Source organism: Streptomyces sp. WMMC500 (genome assembly GCF_027497195.1).
Taxonomy (GTDB): domain Bacteria; phylum Actinomycetota; class Actinomycetes; order Streptomycetales; family Streptomycetaceae; genus Streptomyces.
This window is the reverse complement of sequence record NZ_CP114905.1, coordinates 8341186-8358896: the sequence shown is the minus strand read 5'-3', so window position 1 is coordinate 8358896 and position 17711 is coordinate 8341186. Positions and strand designations below refer to the sequence as shown.

Below are 17711 nucleotides of genomic sequence, written 5' to 3'. Positions count from 1 at the left end.
CGGGACAGTCCGGCGGTGCGCTGATATGCACCTACTTTTCGGACACACGGTACTCGCCCGGGCAAGCGCCGCCGGACCGGTCAGGCCGTCCGGGCGCCGGCCCGCCCCGGACCACCCCGCGCGGGGCCTGCTCCCGGGGCGTCCGGCAGGGGCTGCCGTGCCGGGCTCAGGCGGGGCAGCCGCAGCTCGCGCGGCGCACCAGGACCGTGGGCAGGGTGCGGGACACGGCGGGCAGGCCGCGGTCCGCCAGCCTGGCGAGCAGCACCTCCACCGCCTCCTCGCCCAGGCGGCCCATCGGCTGCCGGACCGTGGTGAGCGCGGGGCTCACCGCCGCACTCAGCGGAATCCCGTCGAAGCCGGTGACCACCATCTCGCCGGGGACCTCGATCGACCGCTCGGCCAGCACCTGCAGGGCGCCCACGGCCATCTGGTCGTTCGCGCACACCAAGCCCTGCGGTCGCGGACCGTCCCGGTCCAGCAGCTCCGTCACCGCCTTGCGGCCGGCGGCGAGCGTGAGGTCGCCCCGCGTGTCCGGCTGCCGCGGCAGGTCCAGCCCCTCCTCCAGGAGGGCCGCCTGGAAGCCCCGGAACCGGGCCTGCGCGTCCGGCGAGTCCTCGGGCCCGCCGAGGAAGGCGAGGCGGTCCAGCCCGTGGTCGGCGAGGAGGTGGCGGGTGAGCGCGAGCTGGCCGTCGAAGTTGGCCACCTCGACCCGGTCCAGCCCGGAGTGCCGGTCCCCGGCCAGCACCACCAGGGGCAGCCGGCGCGAGACGACGTCGAGTTCCTCGGCGGGCCACTGCTGGGCGAGCAGCGCCAGCCCGTCGACGCGGCCGGCGATCTCCGCCATCGACTCCCCCGCCCGGTCGGCGTGGGACGCCGAGATCAGCAACGCGTAGCCGTGCCGCCGGGCGGCTCGCTCCATGCCCCGGATGACCTCGTCGCCGTACAGGCTCAGCTCCCCGTCCTGGGGGGCGGCGGAGTCGTCGGCGGCAGGCTCGGCGAAGTCGGGGAAGCACAGCCCGAGCACGCCGGTGACCCGGCTGGCCAGCCCGCGCGCGCTCGCGCTGGGCACGTACCCGAGCTCGCGGGCGGCGGACAGGACTCTCTCGCGGGTCGCCGCGCGCACGCTGTCGGGACTCCGGTACACGCGTGACACCGTCGCGATGGACACGCCGACGCGCTCGGCGACGTCGTACACGGTGGGACCACCCATGAAGAGTCCGTCCTCGGCCTGCGGAACTGATCAGATGGAAGCGCATTCAGGATACCGCAGCCCCGGGGCCGCGGTGGGCGACGGCAGGCTCCCGGTTCCCGCGGGCCGCCGGCGAGAGCGGCACTCTGCCCGCGATCCCGTGTGGCCATTGTCTGGATCACGTGACGATGCCGCGTCTTCGGGGCATGGGCAACACCGGGGCGGTTCCCCGCAGTTATCGTGGCAAGGTCACGACACAGGAGTCACTCCTGTGCGCGCTCGGGGTGAGGGGCATGAGGTGGGGGACGGCACGGGGGCGGCGGACGGGCCCGGGCGGTTGATCGCGGGGCGTTACCGCCTGCTGGACCGGATCGGCCGCGGCGGCATGGGCACGGTATGGCGGGCGGAGGACGAGGTCCTCGGCCGGCACGTCGCGCTCAAGAAGCTGCACCTGGCGCCGCATCTGGAGGACGCCGAACGCGCCACCCTCTTCGAGCGCACCCGGCGTGAGGCGCGCAGCGCCGCCCGTATCGCTCATCCCAACGTCGTCGTGGTGCACGACGTCGTGGACGACGAGGGGCTGCCCTGCATCGTCATGGAGCACGTCCCCGCACCCGCGCTGGACGAGGTCCTGAAGAAGGAGGGCCCGCTGCCGGCCGCGGAGGCGGTCCGGATCGGCATCGGCATGGTCGCGGCGCTCCGGGCCGCGCACGCCGCCGGTGTCTTCCACCGCGACGTGAAGCCCGGCAACGTGCTGCTGGGAGCCGACGGGCGCGTGGTCCTGACGGACTTCGGCATCGCGGTCGTCGCGGACACCTCCACCCTCACGCGCACCGGGGAGCTGGTCGGCTCCGTCGACTTCTGCGCGCCGGAGCGCCTCAGGGGCGCGGATCCGGCCCCCGCGTCCGACCTGTGGGCCCTGGGCGCGACCCTCTACCAGGCCGTGCACGGACGGCCCCCGTTCCGCCGGGCGACGCCGATCGAGACCGCCTACGCCATCGCCGTCGACCCTCTCGACCAGCCCCCGGGGGACCCTGCGCTGGCCTCGCTGATCGCGGAGCTGCTCGCCAAGGACCCGGCGGACCGGCCGCCGGCGCCGGAGGTGGAGCGGCGCCTGCGACGGCTGGCGGGTGCCCCGCCGGGGGACACCGCCTCCGACACGGACACCGCCCACGTCACGGACGTCACCCGCGTCGTGGACGCCCCCCGCGTCCCGGACACGCGCGGCTTCGGTCCCGCGTACCCGGCTGTCGCGCAGACGGCGCCCCCGGCGGCCGGAACCGGCGTTCCCGCCGCCGGCCACGGCCACGGCGGCGGGCGCGGACGGGGGCGCCGTACCGGCGTGTGGGCGGCCGTCGGGGTCGTCGTGGCGTCGCTGGCACTCGGCGGCACGTACCTCGCCCTGCACGACCAGGGCGGGGATCCTTCCGGATCGGCCCGCGGCGACAAGCCGCCCGCGAGCACCGAGGGCACTCCCGAACCCGAGCACGCGCCGGTGCCCGAGGGCTACCACCTGGTGCGGGAAGAGCAGTACGGCCTCGCCTTCCCCGTGCCGGACGGCTGGACCCGCAAGGTACTGGAGGAAGAGGGCGAGGGCGTCGCCTACATCGATCCGACCGGGATGGCCGGGCTGCGCGTCGTCGCCCTCGACTACGCGACCACCGACCCCCTGCAGCACTGGAAGGACGACGAGGCCAAGTCGATCCGGGAGGGCAAGCTGCCCGGTTACCGCCAACTGCGGATGCAGGGCACGACCTTCCGGGGCATGCCGGCGGCGATATGGGAGTTCACCTGGCAGGGCAGGGCCCGCGAGTTCCGCGCCCGCGACCTGGGTTTCGGACGGCCGGGCGAGAAGGAGTACGCGATATACCTCTCGACGCCCAGCGCGGACTGGGAGCGCCACGAGCCGGTGTTCGAGCACGTGAGCGCCGGCCTCCGCCTCGGCCCCGACGCCCAGCGGGCGGGTTGACCCGGGAGGTCGGTGACGCCACCGACTGCCGGGCCGGGCGCCCGCGCACGCGCGGGTTCCCGCCGCCCGGCACCCGGGTGCGCGCGGGGCACGTGCCGGTCAGCGGGTGTGGACCGTCACGTCCAGGCGGTCCTCGGTCCGCGGGAGGCTGGTGAAGTAGTCGTAGTTGCCGCCCTGGTCGCCGTGGCAGCTCTCGGCGCCGCCCTTGTGTATGCCGTACGCGACCCGCCCGTTCCCGCTCGGCCGGTACCACCCGCCGCCGCTGTCGCCGGGACAGGCGTCGTGGCCCACGACGCGGATGTAGCCGTTGCCGACGACGCCGTCGATCGTGCCGCAGTCGTTGCCGTTCTCCGGGTTGAACCGGGCGGACAGGCACACGGTCTGCCCGTTCTGGATGCCGGACTCGCTCGTCAGCCGGCCGGTCACCGGCAACGGATCGTCGTGGTCGTCGGGGTTGTAGTGCCAGCCCAGATCCGAGCTCAGCCAGTGCGTGTTCTCGACCCGGGCCCTGGCCACGTCGGTCCCGGAGTCGTTGTCGAAGACCACCCGGTCGAGGTCCCCGATCGTCCAGTTGCTGTGCTTGAGCCGCTCGTCCTTCTTGCCACAGTGACCCGCGGTGATCGCGAACTTCCGCTTCGGGTGGTCGTTCGCGTAGGCCGTGAAACCCAGCGAGCAACCGTTGCTGGGGGACGTCACCGCGATGCCGCCGCGCAGCGGCTTGCTGCAGTGGGCCCGCGAATCGCAGAGGTCGTCGACGATCGGAAGCCCGGACGGATCGGTGGTGCTGCGCGGCTTGACCCGGAAGGTGTCCGGCACCGCCATGGTGTCGTTGCGCGCGGACTTCAGGTCGGCGGAGGCCAGCCCGGCCACCACCCGGTTCGCCTCCACGTCCACGGCCGCGTCGCCCTCGGCGGCGTCACCGAGGACGGGGTGCGCACCGGCGCGCGCCTGCTCGGCCTCTGCCGTCAGCCGCGCGTAGCTGTACTCCACCTGATGCACCTCGGCCTTGATGCCGCGGTCCGCGGCGAGCCCGGCGAAGCGGTCGGCCGCCTCGGCGGTGGTCGCCTGCAGGTGCTGGGTGTCGGTCGCCCCGTCGTACCAGGAGCCGCCGAACGTCTCGGCGTCGTCCTTCGCCAGCCCGGTGATGAGGTCGACCCGCCCGTCCTCGGCCTGGATGCGACGCCACGCCTCCTCGTCGCCCACCCCGGGGAAGCTCTCCTGGAACGCCCGGACGGCACCCGTCCGTCCCGCGGCCGGGCCGGCGGCCGTGTCCGCCCCTGCCGTCCCGCTGCCGTCGTTCCAGACGGCCGCACCCGCCGGCGTCAGGTACAGCGTCCCGCCGACGGCCGCCACGCCCGCCGACAGCGCGAGCGTGGTCCGCCACCTGCCTCGTCCCCTGGCCATCCTGCCCCCTCGCTTCTTGCGCCGCTGCTGTCTGCGCGGCACGCAGAACACGGCTGGTCCTGCCGCGTATCCGGCAGGACGCGCAGCCTGCCGCACACACCTGGGGCGAAACCTTGAAGAAACCTGAACGGACGGGCGGGAGAAGGGGGGCGGCGCGCGGTCAGGCGTGCTCTTCCAGGTGATCGGCGACGCGATCCCAGTGGTGGTCGGCGTCGCCGAAGGCCAGCGCCCACGCCGCCATCTGGCCGGAGACGAGGTGCAGGTCGTGCTCGTAGGTGAAGCCGATCGCGCCGTGCACCTGGTGGCCCGTGTCGCAGACCCGCCGGCACGCCTCGCTCACCCAGGCCTTGGCCATCGACACCTCCGCCGCGGCGTCCAGGCCGGCCGACAGCCGCCAGATCGCCTCGTACGCCATGAAGCGCGAACTCAGCACGTCGACGGCCATGTTCGCGCAGTGGTGCTGGACGGCCTGGAAGGCGCCGATGGGCCGGCCGAACTGTTCGCGCTCCGCGGCGTACGCGACCGTCATGTCGAGGACCCGCTGCGCCGCGCCGACCATCGCGGCGCAGGTGGCGGCGGCGCCGTACGCGTCGATCGCCTCGGCGACCGGCCGGCCGGCGGTCAGTGCGCGGTCGCGGGGCACGGCCACCCCGTCGAAGCGGACCCGGTGCGGCCGCTCGGCGCCGATCGCGTCGAGCGGTTCGCGCGCGAGTCCGGGCGACGCGGTGTCGACCAGCAGCGCCGGCCCCTCGCGGGGGACGACGAGCAGGTCCTCCGCGGCGTGCGCGTACGGCACGAACAGCGCCGTGCCGTCCAGCACGAACCCGTCCTCCCGCTCGGCCGCCTCGATCTCGCCGCCCGTGCCGTCCCAGCGGCCCGGCACGGCGCTCATGACACGTCCGCGGGCGATCGCCGCGAGCCACCGCGCCTGCTGCGCCGCGGTGCCGAACCGGGCGAGGGGCAGCCCGCAGCACACCGCCGTGGACAGGAACGGGCTCGGCACCCGGGAGCGCCCCATCTCCTCCACGACCAGGCACAACTCCAGGAACCCGGCGCCGACCCCGCCGTGGGCCTCCGGCAGCGCGAGCCCGGTCCAGCCGAGTTCGACCATCTCCTTCCACAGCGCGGCGGAGTAGCCGGCGGGCTCGTCCGCCATCGCCCGGGCGCCGGCGCCCGCACTCCGCGACTCCAGGAGATCGCGGGCGGTGGTCCTGATCAGCTCCTGGTCCTCGGTGAGCGTCAGATCCATCAGGTCACCGGCGGGATCTTGTCGGACCGCACCCACACGCCGGGCCGCTCTTCCCAGAAGAGCTGCACGAGCACGCCTCCGGTGTGCTTCGGGTGGATGAACGTGTCACGCCAGGCGGCGCCGTCGGTGCTGCCCTCGTTCTCGCCGAACGTCGGCACCTCGTGGTGCGCACAGGCCGCCAGCGCCCGGTCCCAGTCGGCTACCTCGAACGTCACGTGATGGGCGGCGGCGCCGTTCCTGTCCCAGAACCGCTCGATGAACGAGTCCTCGCCGCGCGGCATGATGACCTCCCAGCAGATCGTCGATCCGGGGATGTTCAGCACGAGGTCCGCCATGTCCGGGTGCTCGTCCTCGGGCGTCCGCCAGACCTGGACGAAGCCGGCGAGCCGCGCGTACCAGCGGGCCAGCTCGTCCCGGTCGGGGAACGCCTGGCACACGTGGTCGAGGGCGACGATGCCGAGAGCGGGCGCGTCCGGGGGCTCGGCGGTCGCCGGCGCGGCCGGCCCGTCGCCGCACAGGGTGAGGTCGCCCGGCCCGCGCAGCCGGAACAGCACGCCCGGCCCGCGCTCCGGCGGCGACAGCGACGCCTCCAGCCAGCCACCGGCCCCGCCGGCCGTCGGCTTGACGCCGAGGGACTCCAGCTCGGCGCGTACGGCGCCGATGTCGGGGACTTCGGCGGCGACGTGGTGCAGCCCCGGGCGGCCGCCCTGGCCGTCGAGGAACTCCTGGATCGCGGATCCCTCCCCCGCCGGCGCCAGCACCTCCCAGGTGTGCCCCGGGTTCCCGGGCAGCGCCAGCCGTACGCCGCGGCAGCCCTCGGCGGGGTTGTCCCAGCTCCGTGTGCGCCGGAACCCGAACAAGCCCTCCAGGAGCGCCACCTGCGGCTCCAGTTCCGGCGCGACCTGGCCGATGTGGTCGATCCGGTAAATCCGCACAGATCCTCCTCGTTCGCTTCCGTTCAGCCCGGCTCAGCTCGGGTGCGGCTCGATCCAGTCGTACTCGTGGGTGACCAGTTCCTTCACCAGGCGCAGGTTGTACCGGTTCATCGCCGCGATCCGCTCGGCCAGTTCGCCGACCCGCTTGTCGAATTCGTCGGCCGGGTACACGTCGTTGACCAGGCCGATCCGCTGTGCCCGCGCGGCGTCGAGCCGGACGCCGGTGAAGAGCAGTTCCTTGGCCATGGCCTTGCCGACCCGGCGCGGGAGCCGCTTGACGCCGCCCCAGCCGGGCGCGGACCCGCCGAACTCCGGCTGGTCGGGGTCGCCGTCCTCGGTCATCTTCGGCCGGTAGGGCGGGCGGGCGGACAGCGTGATCTCGACGAGGCCCATCTTCGCGTTGTCCGAGGCGACGATGAAGTCGGCGGCCAGCGCCAGCTCCAGCCCGCCGCCGACGGCGTAGCCGTGCACGGCCGCGACGACCGGGACGGACAGGCGCTCCATCATCGCGAACGTCTTCTCGCCGAGTCGGCCCTGCTCCACCCGCTCCTGCCTGGTGAGCTGCTCCGACCAGCCGAGGTCCATCCCCGCACAGAAGGCGCGCTCCCCGGCCCCCCGCAGCACCACCACGCAGACGTCCTCGTCGTCGTCCACCTCGGTGAAGAACCGGCGGAGTTCGCGCATCGTCGTCGGGGTGAGCGCGTTGAGCTTCTCGGGCCGGTTCAGGGTGAGCCAGGCCACCCGCTCCTCGATCTTCAGGTCGAGGGTCTCGTACATGGAGAGGATTCCTCCTCGGTCGTTAGCGGCTGCGAGGCAGTTTCAGGCCCCGGGTGGCGATGACATCACGCTGGATCTCCGCCGCACCGCCGAGGAAGGTGGTGGCCACGGAGTCGCGCGACATGTGGGTGAAGACCGCGCCGAGCGGGGCGTCGCGGCGCTGCCAGAGCTGGGCGGACCGGCCGAAGGCCGAGGCGCCCGTACGGGCCAGGCGCTGGTGCAGCTCGGCGCCGAAGAGCTGGTTGACCGACGCCTCGTAGCCGGGCACCCCGCCGGCGGCCCGCCTGGACACCGTGTACCGGGCGAGGTTGTACAGCACCCGGATCTCGGTGTGCCGGCGGGCGATCTCCTGGCGGAGCGCGGCCCTGGTGTCGTCCCGGAGGAAGCCGCGCCCCTCCTCCGAGCGGAGGTAGCGGACGAGTTCGGAGAGCGCCTGCTCGTACTTGATCGTGGCGCCGATGCCGGCCCGCTCGAAGCTGAGCGCCGTCATCGCGACGTACCAGCCGCGGTTCTCCTCACCGACCCGGTTGGCCGCCGGCACCCGTACGTCCTCGAAGAAGATCTCGCAGAACGGGGCCGCCCCCCGGATGTCGGTGATCGGGCGGATGGTCACGCCGGGAGAGGTCGCGTCCACGAGCAGGAAGGTGATGCCGCGGTGCGGCGGCGCCGCCTGCGGATCGGTGCGGACGAGCACGAACAGCCACTCGGCGTACTGCCCGAGCGAGGTCCACACCTTCTGTCCGTTGACCGTGTACGTGCCGGTCGCCTGGTCGCCTTCGCGGACCGCGCGGGTGCGCAGCGAGGCGAGGTCCGACCCGGAGCCCGGTTCCGAGAAGCCCTGCGCCCAGGTGACCTCGCCCCGGGCGATCGGCGGCAGGTGCCGGGCGCGCTGCTCGGGGGTGCCGTGCTCCAGCAGCGTCGGGCCGAGGAGGAAGGCGCCGATCCCGTTCACGGTGGGAACGCGGGCCCGCATCATCTCCTCCTGGAGAATGAACTCCTCCAGGGCCGACAGCCCCGCCCCGCCGTACTCGGCAGGCCAGTGCGGCGCTATCCAGCCGCGCTCGGCGAGGGCCGCCGCCCACGCGCGGGCCCCGTCGCGGCGCGCCGGGTCGTCCGAGAGGCGGTCGACCGGCCAGTTGTAGCCCCAGACGTCCTCGGGTTCGAGGCTCTGCTCGGCCTCGGGGTCGGGGGCGTAGGACGGTGGGAAGCGGTCGCGCACGAAGGCGCGCACCTCTTCCCGGAAGGCCGCCTGCTCCTCGGTGTCCGCCCAGTTCACGACGGATCCTCCCGGTCCCAGGTGGCGGGCGTGAGGCCGTGGTCGCCCTCGGCCCGCAGCCGGTACTTGGCGACCTTGTCGGTCGGCGTGCGCGGCAGGGCGTCGATGAACTCGACGTACCGCGGGACCATCGCACGGGGCAGCCGCTCCGCGCAGAACGCGACCAGCTCGGCGGGCTCCAGCTCCGCTCCCGGCCGCAGCACGACGGCGAGCTTGACGTCCTCGTCGCCCAGGTCGGAGGGCACGCCGATGGCGGCCGACTCCAGGATCGCCGGGTGCAGGTTGACCTCGCACTCCAGGTCGAAGGCCGAGATGTTCTCGCCGCGGCGCCGGATGGCGTCCTTCATCCGGTCGAGGAAGTAGAAGTAGCCGTCAGCGTCGCGCCACACGCGGTCGCCGGTGTGGAACCACATGTTGCGGAAGCAGTCGGCCGTGGCCCCGGGGGCGCCGTAGTACCCCGTCGTGATCACGAACGGCTGCCGGGGCCGGACGACCAGCTCGCCCGGCTCGTCCGCCCCGACCTCGCGGTCCCACTCGTCGACCACCGCCACCTCGAACCGCTCCTCGTGGGCCTGCCCGCACGACCCGAGCCGCCACTCGCCGTACGGGCTGGCGGTGGCGATCCCGACCTCCGTGCTGGTGTAGGTCTCCACGGAGCGGACGCCGAAACGTTCCAGGAGCGGCTCGTCGAGGCTCGACTTGCCCATGTAGAAGGTCTGCAGCGGGTGGTCCTTGTCGCTCTCGGTGCGCGGCTGGTTGAGGAGGATGGGGATCATCGAGAAGACGCTCATCGCGACCTGGGCGTCGAACCTGCGCACGTCGTCCCAGAACCGCGAGGCGCTGAAGCGCTCGACGATGGCGATGGCCCCGCCGGCGAGGAGCGCCGACATCACGCCGTCCCAGAGCCCGGCGGCGTGGAACAGCGGCAGCGGGCAGTAGGTGGTCTTGCCCCACCGGTCCAGGAAGTCGAGCGAGTCCAGCGCGCACGTCAACGCCAGGGCGTGCGGGACCATCGCGCCCTTGGAGGGGCCCGTGGTGCCCGAGGTGTACATGATCGCCTGGAGATCGCCGAAGCCGACGGCCACGCGCGGGGCCTCCGCGCCGTTGGACAGGAGACTGGACAGCGTCACGGCGGGCTTGCCGAGGCGGTGGAGCGGGACGTCGGAGGCGCCCTCGGTACGGACGACGAGGCGGGCCAGATCCGGCAGGTGGGCGACCACCGCCGGCAGCCTTTCGGCATACGGCGCGTCGATGATCAGCGCCGAGGCGTCGGAGGTGTGCAGGACGTGCCGGAGCAGCTCGCCGCGGTAGCCGATGTTGATCGGCACGGCGACGGCGCCCAGGCGCGCCAGCGCGAAGATGATGTGGATAAAGTCGGCGCAGTTGGGGAGCATCACCCCGACGTGGTCGCCGCGGTCGATGCCCGCGGTGGCCAGCCCCTGGGCCACGCGGTCGGCCATCGAGTCGACCTCGCCGTAGGTGACCTCGCCCTCGCGGAATTTGAGGAAGGTCTCTGTTCGATGGGTTGCGGCCCGCTCTCGGAGTACGTCGCCGAGGACGAGGCTCTGCAGCGTTTCGTTCCGCATTCGAACCTCTGCTTCGCTGGGGGCGGCGCTGATTCGGTTGCGACAGTCGAACTGCTTTTGACCACCAAGGTCGTCAATTATCGGACCACGAAAGAATGCCCCTCGCAAGGGTGCTGAGCGCCCGCCCGGTGGCGTCCGGACCGGTCGGCGCCCAACTCGCGTGCTCTCGTGCGGCGTTACGGCGGGGGCGGCCACGCCGGGTCCGGGCGCCGGAACGGATCCTCCGGGCCGGCGGCTCACGCGAAGCCGTGACGTACGCGGCGTCGGCGGGGTGGTCGCCGCCGGTCGGCCGGAGGCGGTTCATGCGGTACTCCGCGACCTGCGGCAGGCGCCGCTCGGCGAGACCGGCGGGCATCTCCACGTGCGCCGCAGGCAGCGCCCCCGCATCGGCTGCGGCAGGCGCGTGAGCGCGCGCGCAGCGGGCGCCCGCGCGCCGCGCGCCGGCCGCCCGCCTCCACCGCGTCCGCGCACCCCCGCCGCGTCCTGACCTCGACCTTGCCCGGCGCGCAGGGCCACTCCCGCACGCCGAACCGGCGACGACCGCCGCGCGGCCGGTCGTGGGCCGGCACTCGTCACGCGGCGGTCGTGCGCCCGTGTCAGTTCCGGAGTTCTCGCAGATACCGCGCGAACTTCTCCAGGCCGTCGATGTTGCGCGGACCGCTGATGCCCTCGTTGTAGTCGAGGACGAAGAAGTTGTCCTTCCTGACGGCGGGAAGGTGCCTGGTGTGGGGGGAGGACTTCAGGAAGTCGATCTTCTTTTCCGCGGGCTGGTCACCGTAGTCGAGGATGACGACGACCTCGGGCTCGGCCTCGGTGACCGCCTCCCAGCCGACCTGCGTCCAGCGTTCGTCCAGGTCGGCGAAGATGTTGCGGCCGCCGGCGGTGGCGATGATGTCGGTGGGCGGGACCTGGCTGCCGGCGGTGAACGGCTGGTCGGTGCCGGAGTCGTAGAGGAAGACGGGCACCGGGTCGCCCTCCGGCGCCCGGGCGGCGGCAGCCTGCACGCGCTTCTTCAGGCCGGCCACCACCTCCTCCGCCCTCTTCTCGACGCCGAATATCCGCCCCAGCCGCTCAAGGTCGGTGTAGAGGGCTTCGAACGGGGTGGCGCGCTCGGGATGTCCGGGGTAGTTGTAGCAGCTCTCGGTGTGCATGAAGCTCTGGATGCCGAGCTTGTCGAGGATCTCCGGGGTGATGCCCCGCTCGTCGCTGAAGCCGGAGTTCCAGCCGGCGACGACGAAGTCGGACCCGGCCTCGACGACGAGTTCCTTGTTGAGCAGGTCGTCGCCGAGCATCTTCACCTTCGCGTACTCCGACGCCCAGGGTGACTCGGTCACGGGCGGGTTGGCCGGGGGCATCACGTAGCCGTGTACGTGCTTCGTCAGGCCCAGGCTGAACAGTTTGTCCGCGCTGCCGCCCTCGTAGGCGACCGCCCGTTGCGGACGGGTGTACTCGACGGGCTCGCCGCAGCGTTTGACGGTGGCCGTGCGCGCGTTCTCGGTGCCGGAATCGACATCGGCGCCGCAGCCGCCGAGCAGCAGCATGCCGGCGAGGGCGGGGCCGAGCACGGTGCGGGACGTGCGGGGCAGGGTTACGGACATGACGGGACGCCGCCTTTCACAACGGGGAGATCGAGCGAGTGGAGCAGTTGCGGAGCGCCGGTGCGCGGATGCGGGACGACGTCGGCGGAGATGCCGAAGACGGCCGCGGCCAGCTCCGCGGTCAGCACGTCCGCGGGCGGCCCGGCGGCCACGAGCCGCCCCTCGGAGAGCACGCCGAGGCGGTCGCAGGCCAGGGCGGCGAGGTTGAGGTCGTGCAGCACGACGAGCACGGTGAGCCCGGAGCCCTTCAGGTACGACAGCAGCTCGACCTGGTGGCGGACGTCCAGGTGGTTGGTCGGCTCGTCCAGGACCAGGACCTTCGGCTCCTGCACGAGAGCCCGGGCCAGCAGGACGCGCTGCCGCTCCCCGCCGGAGAGGGTCAGCACGCTGCGTCCGGAGAGGTGGCGGACGTCGAACCGGGTCATCGCGCGGTCACACAGCTCGCGTTCGCGACGGCTGAGCGGCTGGTTGCCCCGCAGGTGCGGGGTGCGGCCGAGAGCGACGACCTCGGCGACGGTGAAGTCCAGCTCGACGGCGCCGTCCTGGGTGGTGGCGGCGACCAGCCGGGCGCCACGCCTCATCGCAAGTTTCGTCAGATCGTCCCCGCCCACGCGTACGACGCCGGAGGTGGGGCGCAGCGCCCGGTAGACGCACTTCAGCGCCGTGGACTTGCCGCTGCCGTTGGGACCGACCAGGCCCACGACCTCGCCGTCGCGGGCGGTCAGGGACAGCTCGTGCACCAGACTCCTGCCGTCGGTGACCACCGAGAGCCCGTCCAGCTTCAGCTCCATCGTCAGCTCCCCCCGAACACGTAGCCCTTGCGGCGCATCAGGACGATGAACACCGGCACTCCGACGAGCGCGGTGATCACGCCCAGCGGCAGCTCACGGGGCGCCACCAGCGTCCGCGCGACCAGGTCCGCCCAGACCATGAACACCGCCCCGGCCAGGGGCGCGACGGCCAGCACCCGGGCGTGCGAGGCGCCGACGACCATCCGCACCACGTGGGGCATGACCAGCCCGACGAACGCGATCGCGCCGCTGACCGCCACCATGACTCCGGTCACCAGCGCGACCAGCACCAGCAGCACCCGGCGACACCGGTCGGGACTGACGCCCAGGCTCGCCGCGCTCTCGTCCCCCAGCGCGAGCACGTCCAGCGTCCGGCCGCTGCGGTAGAGCACGAGCACGCCCAGCAGCACGGCGGCGGCCACCACCGGCAGCGCGCCCCAGGTGGCCGCGCCGAAGCTGCCCATGGTCCAGTACAGGACGGTCGCCGTGGCCTCGCTGTCCGGGGCGAAGTAGACGATCACGCTCATCACGGCCTGGAAGCCGAGCGCCATCGCCACGCCGGTCAGCACCAGGCGCAGCGGGGCCAGCGCGCCACCGCGGCCGACGGCGGCGGCGTACACCAACACGGATGCGGCCAGGGCGCCGAGGAAGGCGCCGGCGGAGACGGCATAGATGCCGAGCGCGGCAAGACCGCCGGTGACCGAGACGGCCACGGCCCCCACCGACGCTCCCGACGAGACCCCGAGGATGAACGGGTCGGCCAACGCGTTGCGCACCAGCGCCTGGACGGCGACGCCCATGGCGGCGAGCCCGGCTCCCACCAGCGCCGCGAGCAGCACCCGGGGGGTGCGGATCTGCCAGACGATCTGGTACGTCGTCACCTCCTCGGCCTCGACGCGCCCGCCGACGAGTGCCGCCCACAGGTACCGGCCGGTCTCGCCGGGCGTGACCGTCGCGGGCCCCAGGCCGATGGCCACGACCACGGACACGAGCAGCGCACCGAGCAGGACGGCACACGCGACCGCCAGGCCGGTTCGGGACGCCGGCCGGCCCCGGCCCCGCAGGGGCCCTTCGAGATCCGGCCCCCCGGACGCGCCGTCACCGCGCAACGCGGCCTCGGCATCCGCTGCCGCCGTGCTCGTCAAGCCGTCACCTGCCATGGCGACGGGCTCTCCGAACGAGCCGGAGCCGGCCGGTCACCGGACCGCCGCAACCCCATCGACCTGCGTCGCGCACGTGCACTCCTCCGCCTGGAAGTCGTTATCGATAATGATTGCCATTTTTATAGCACGCCCGGGCGGCGGCCCCGGGCGGCGGGTGACGTCCCGGGCGGAGAGGGCCGGCGAACCGTCCGGCCACGCCCCCGTCTTGCCAACCGCCTCGGCGCCCCCTAGGGTCTCCGGCGAACTGGGAGCGCTCCCATACCTCCCACCCGAAGGAGCCACCGGATGAGAATCAGGAAGCCCCGCACACACGTCCTGGGAGTCGCGCTGCTCCTCGCGCTCGGGTCACCGGCCGCCCTCCCGGCGGCCTCCCAGGCGTCCCCGGCCGCCCGGGCACCGGTCCCCCTGGCGGAGATCTGCGAGAAGTACGGAACCACCACGATCCAGAACAAGTACGTGGTCCAGAACAACGCCTGGGGAACGGATCAGCCGCAGTGCATCACCACCACTGACAGCGGTTTCCGGATCACGCGAGCCGACGGCAGCGCCCCCACCGACGGCGCTCCGAAGTCGTATCCGTCGGTCTACCTCGGCTGCCACTACGCCAACTGCTCGCCGGGCACCAACCTGCCGCGGCAGATCGGGTCGATCTCCGGCGCCCCCGGCGAGATCTCGTACGCCTACGTCGACAACGCCGTCTACAACGCCTCGTTCGACATATGGCTGGACCCGGAGCCGCAGACGAACGGGGTGAGCCAGACCGAGATCATGATCTGGCTCAACCGCGTCGGGCCGATCCAGCCCATCGGGTCACGGACCGGCACCGCCGAGGTCGCGGGCCGTACCTGGGAGGTGTGGACCGGCAGCAACGGGACGAACGACGTGATCTCCTTCGTCGCTCCCTCCGCGCTGAACAGCCTCAGCTTCGACCTGACGGCCTTCATCGACCAGGCGGTCGCCGCCGGTCTGGCCACGGACCAGTGGTACCTCACCAGCGTCCAGGCGGGCTTCGAGCCCTGGGAAGGCGGCACCGGCCTCGGCGTGAACTCCTTCTCGGCGTCGGTGAACTGACGGGCTCGGTCCCGGCCCGGGTCTGGAGCAGGCCGCCGCCCGCGGGGTGTGGCACGTCCCCGCGGGCGGCGGCAGCGCGCGCTGCTCGCGCACGCCGGGCGGCCCTGCCGTCAGGATTCGAAGCGTGCCCGCAGCGCCTTCTTGTCGAACTTGCCGGTGCCGGTGCGGGGCACCGCGTCCACCACCTCGACCCGGTCGGGCAACTGCCAGCGCGCGAACCCGCTGCGCTCCAGGTGCGCGCGCACCTCGTCACGGGTCACCGCCGCCCCGGGGCGCGGCACGACGCACACCAGCGGGCGCTCCGACCACTTCTCGTCCGGCACCGCGATCACCGCGGCCTCGGCGACGGCGTCCATCGCCATCACCGCCGACTCCATGTCGACCGAGGAGATCCACTCGCCGCCGGACTTGACGAGGTCCTTGGCGCGGTCGGTGATGACGAAGTAGCCGTCGGGCGAGCCGGTCGCGATGTCGCCGGTGACGAACCAGCCGTCCTCGGTGAACTGCCCGGCCCCGTCGTCGCCGAGGTACGCGTCGGCCACCCACGGCCCGCGCACCAGCAGTTCGCCCATCGATGCGCCGTCCCAGGGCAGCGGGTGCCCGTCCGGATCGCGGATCTGCGTCTGCACCCCCGGCAGCGGCAGTCCGGCCATGCCGCGGACCGTGTCCGCGAGCCGTTCCTCGTCCCAGCCGCGCATGCGCTCCTTCGGCCAGGCGAAGCTGGCGAGCGGTGACGTCTCCGTCATTCCCCAGATCTGCACCAGGGGGATGCCGAACTCGGCGCGGTAACGGTCGATGAGCGCCCGCGACGGCCGGGCGCCGCCGCACAGCAGGTGCCGTACGTCCGGCAGGCCGCCGCCGCGGGCGGCGAGGGCGTCGGCGACGGCCATCCACACCGTCGGCACACCGGCCGCGACGGTGACGCGCTCGGCGGCCATCAGCTCCACCAGCGCCGCCGCGTCCAGCGGCCCGCCGTAGAACACCTGCTTGGCGCCGTACGGGGTGGCGGTGTAGGGCAGGCCCCACGCGTTGGCGTGGAACATCGGCACCACCGGCAGTACCGCGTCGCCCGGGCCGATGGACATCGCGGCCGGGGAGGAGCCGGCCAGGGCGTGCAGCATGGTCGAGCGGTGCGTGTAGACGACGCCTTTGGGCCGCCCCGTGGTGCCGGAGGTGTAGCACAGGCCGAGGGGCGCCCGTTCGTCGATCTCGCGCGGCCCGTACGTCTCCGGCTGCCCGGCGATGAGCTCCTCGTAGGCCACGGTCCCGGGCAGCGTGGTGCCGGCCGGCACCCGTTCGCCGAGCACCACCACGTGCTCCACGCCTGCCAGACCGCCGTGCTCGGCCACCTGCTCCAGCAGGGGCAGCAGGTCGGCGTCCACGAGCACGGCGCGGTCGTCCGCGTGCCTGACGATGTAGGCGAGCTCACCGGCGGACAGCCGTACGTTCAGGGTGTGCAGGACCCGCCCGGTGCAGGGCACCGCCCAGTACGCCTCCAGGTGCCGGTAGCCGTTCCAGGCCAGGGTGGCCACCCGCGCGTCCGGCGGCAGCGCCAGGGCGTCGAGCGCGTGCATGAGCTGCTGCGCCCGGCGCCCGAAGTCCGCGTACGTGTAGCGGTGCTCGCTGCCGTCCGGGAGGCGGGTGACGACCTCGGTGTCGTGGAAGTAGCGCGGCCCGTGGTCGAAGAGCAGCCAGCTGTTGAGCGGGACGTCCATCATCGCCATGGCGGACATGTTGACCGGGGCTCCGGACGCGGACCACGGAGGAATCCCACACTCCGGACCGCCTTCTTGTGGGTGTCTTCTCTGTAGTCGCGGGTGTCGTCCGCTTCTACGTTCTCCCCGACGCCGACGCTCTGTCGGCACCCCACCCGCGGAATCCGAGGCCGGCATGACGAGGACGACGAAGACGACGTACACGACGAGCGGCGGCGGCCCGGCACCGGCGCGCCCCCTTCTGTCCACCCACGGCCTGAGCAAGGAGTTCGGCGGCTTCCACGCCGTCCAAGGCGTGGACCTCGGCGTCGCGGAGGGCACCATCCACGCCCTGGTCGGCCCCAACGGAGCCGGGAAGACCACGCTGTTCAACCTGCTGACCGGCTTCCTGCCGGCATCGGCGGGGCGGATCGAGCTGGCGGGGCAGGACATCACCGGGCTGCCGCCGGAGCGGGTGGCGCGCCTGGGCGTGGCCCGCTCCTTCCAGGTCACCAGCCTCTTCCCCGCGGTGACGGCGCGCGCCCACCTGGAGCTCGCGCTGCAGGCGGGCACCGACCTGGGCCGCCGGTTCTGGCGGTCGGACAGGCTGCTGGCGCGGTTCACCGGCCGCGCGCTGGAGCTGCTGGACGAGGTGGGCCTCGCCGACCGGGCCGAGCAGCCGGCGGGCAGCCTGCCGTACGGGCAGAAGCGCGCGCTGGAGCTGGCGCTCGCGCTCGCGCTCGATCCCCGGGTGCTGCTGCTCGACGAGCCCACGGCCGGCATGGGCCTGGAGGACGTGGACCGCACCGTCGCGCTGGTGGACCGCATCCGCGCGGGCCGCACGGTGGTGCTCGTCGAGCACAACATGAGCGTGGTCGGCTCGCTGGCCGACACCGTCACCGTGCTGCAGCGCGGCCGGGTGCTCGTCGAGGGCCCGTACCGCACCGTCCGCTCCGACCCGCGGGTCGTCGAGGCGTACCTGGGGGCCGGCGTTGCTTGAGGTGCGGGG

At 73.1% G+C, this 17711-nt stretch carries 13 protein-coding genes and 1 pseudogene; 3 read left to right on the top strand and 11 right to left on the bottom strand.

Annotation, left to right across the window (positions count from 1 at the left end):
• Positions 1-166: 166 nt before the first annotated feature.
• Positions 167-1210, bottom strand: coding sequence for a LacI family DNA-binding transcriptional regulator (locus tag O7599_RS35990; protein ID WP_281619801.1), 1044 nt, complete (start codon positions 1208-1210; stop codon positions 167-169).
• 277 nt (positions 1211-1487) lie between these two features.
• Between O7599_RS35990 and O7599_RS35985 the strand changes: the two genes are divergently transcribed.
• Positions 1488-3158, top strand: coding sequence for a serine/threonine-protein kinase (locus O7599_RS35985; protein ID WP_281619800.1), 1671 nt, complete (start codon positions 1488-1490; stop codon positions 3156-3158).
• A 99-nt stretch (positions 3159-3257) separates the two neighbouring features.
• Here the strand turns inward: O7599_RS35985 and O7599_RS35980 are convergent, their stop codons facing one another.
• The 9 genes from O7599_RS35980 to O7599_RS35940 form a co-directional block, all read right to left on the bottom strand.
• Positions 3258-4562 carry a S1 family peptidase gene (locus tag O7599_RS35980; protein ID WP_281619799.1) on the bottom strand — a complete coding sequence of 435 codons (1305 nt, stop codon included), beginning with the start codon at positions 4560-4562 and terminating at the stop codon, positions 3258-3260.
• A 160-nt stretch (positions 4563-4722) separates the two neighbouring features.
• The gene (locus O7599_RS35975; protein WP_281619798.1) at positions 4723-5811 is read right to left on the bottom strand and encodes an acyl-CoA dehydrogenase family protein; all 1089 of its coding nucleotides are present in this window, start codon (positions 5809-5811) and stop codon (positions 4723-4725) included.
• Positions 5811-6746: a VOC family protein gene (locus O7599_RS35970; protein ID WP_281619797.1), complete on the bottom strand. Its 936-nt coding sequence runs from the start codon at positions 6744-6746 to the stop codon at positions 5811-5813. The genes O7599_RS35975 and O7599_RS35970 overlap by 1 nt, the downstream gene beginning before the upstream one ends.
• 33 nt (positions 6747-6779) lie before the next feature.
• The gene (locus O7599_RS35965) at positions 6780-7523 is read right to left on the bottom strand and encodes an enoyl-CoA hydratase/isomerase family protein (RefSeq protein ID WP_281619796.1); all 744 of its coding nucleotides are present in this window, start codon (positions 7521-7523) and stop codon (positions 6780-6782) included.
• Between the two features lie 22 nt (positions 7524-7545).
• Positions 7546-8799, bottom strand: a complete 1254-nt coding sequence (locus O7599_RS35960; protein ID WP_281619795.1) for an acyl-CoA dehydrogenase family protein — start codon at positions 8797-8799, stop codon at positions 7546-7548.
• Positions 8796-10385 (bottom strand): AMP-binding protein, encoded by a 1590-nt coding sequence (locus tag O7599_RS35955; RefSeq protein WP_281619794.1) that lies wholly within the window; start codon positions 10383-10385, stop codon positions 8796-8798. Before O7599_RS35955 ends, O7599_RS35960 begins: the two co-directional genes overlap by 4 nt.
• Positions 10386-10981: 596 nt before the next feature.
• Positions 10982-11983 (bottom strand): ABC transporter substrate-binding protein, encoded by a 1002-nt coding sequence (locus O7599_RS35950; protein WP_281619793.1) that lies wholly within the window; start codon positions 11981-11983, stop codon positions 10982-10984.
• Positions 11974-12774: an ABC transporter ATP-binding protein gene (locus tag O7599_RS35945; RefSeq protein ID WP_281619792.1), complete on the bottom strand. Its 801-nt coding sequence runs from the start codon at positions 12772-12774 to the stop codon at positions 11974-11976. Before O7599_RS35945 ends, O7599_RS35950 begins: the two co-directional genes overlap by 10 nt.
• Before the next feature lie 2 nt (positions 12775-12776).
• Positions 12777-13802, bottom strand: a complete 1026-nt coding sequence (locus tag O7599_RS35940; protein ID WP_281623658.1) for an iron ABC transporter permease — start codon at positions 13800-13802, stop codon at positions 12777-12779.
• Between the two features lie 420 nt (positions 13803-14222).
• Here O7599_RS35940 and O7599_RS35935 point away from each other — a divergent pair.
• Positions 14223-15005 (top strand): annotated as a pseudogene (locus O7599_RS35935) (glycosyl hydrolase family 5); the annotation flags it as partial.
• A gap of 113 nt (positions 15006-15118) precedes the next feature.
• Here O7599_RS35935 and O7599_RS35930 read toward each other — a convergent pair.
• Complete coding sequence (locus O7599_RS35930; protein ID WP_281619791.1) at positions 15119-16732, bottom strand: long-chain fatty acid--CoA ligase; 1614 nt, start codon at positions 16730-16732, stop codon at positions 15119-15121.
• 166 nt (positions 16733-16898) lie between these two features.
• Here O7599_RS35930 and O7599_RS35925 point away from each other — a divergent pair, with 166 nt between their 5' ends.
• Positions 16899-17702, top strand: coding sequence for an ABC transporter ATP-binding protein (locus tag O7599_RS35925; protein ID WP_281619790.1), 804 nt, complete (start codon positions 16899-16901; stop codon positions 17700-17702).
• Positions 17703-17711: the final 9 nt, after the last annotated feature.

Coding starts and splice junctions, on each gene's coding strand:
- O7599_RS35990 (WP_281619801.1), bottom strand. CDS start 1,210: ATGGGTGGTCCCACCGTGTACGACGTCGCCGAGCGCGTCGGCGTGTCC.
- O7599_RS35980 (WP_281619799.1), bottom strand. CDS start 4,562: ATGGCCAGGGGACGAGGCAGGTGGCGGACCACGCTCGCGCTGTCGGCG.
- O7599_RS35975 (WP_281619798.1), bottom strand. CDS start 5,811: ATGGATCTGACGCTCACCGAGGACCAGGAGCTGATCAGGACCACCGCC.
- O7599_RS35965 (WP_281619796.1), bottom strand. CDS start 7,523: ATGTACGAGACCCTCGACCTGAAGATCGAGGAGCGGGTGGCCTGGCTC.
- O7599_RS35955 (WP_281619794.1), bottom strand. CDS start 10,385: ATGCGGAACGAAACGCTGCAGAGCCTCGTCCTCGGCGACGTACTCCGA.
- O7599_RS35950 (WP_281619793.1), bottom strand. CDS start 11,983: ATGTCCGTAACCCTGCCCCGCACGTCCCGCACCGTGCTCGGCCCCGCC.
- O7599_RS35945 (WP_281619792.1), bottom strand. CDS start 12,774: ATGGAGCTGAAGCTGGACGGGCTCTCGGTGGTCACCGACGGCAGGAGT.
- O7599_RS35930 (WP_281619791.1), bottom strand. CDS start 16,732: ATGGCGATGATGGACGTCCCGCTCAACAGCTGGCTGCTCTTCGACCAC.
- O7599_RS35925 (WP_281619790.1), top strand. CDS start 16,899: ATGACGAGGACGACGAAGACGACGTACACGACGAGCGGCGGCGGCCCG.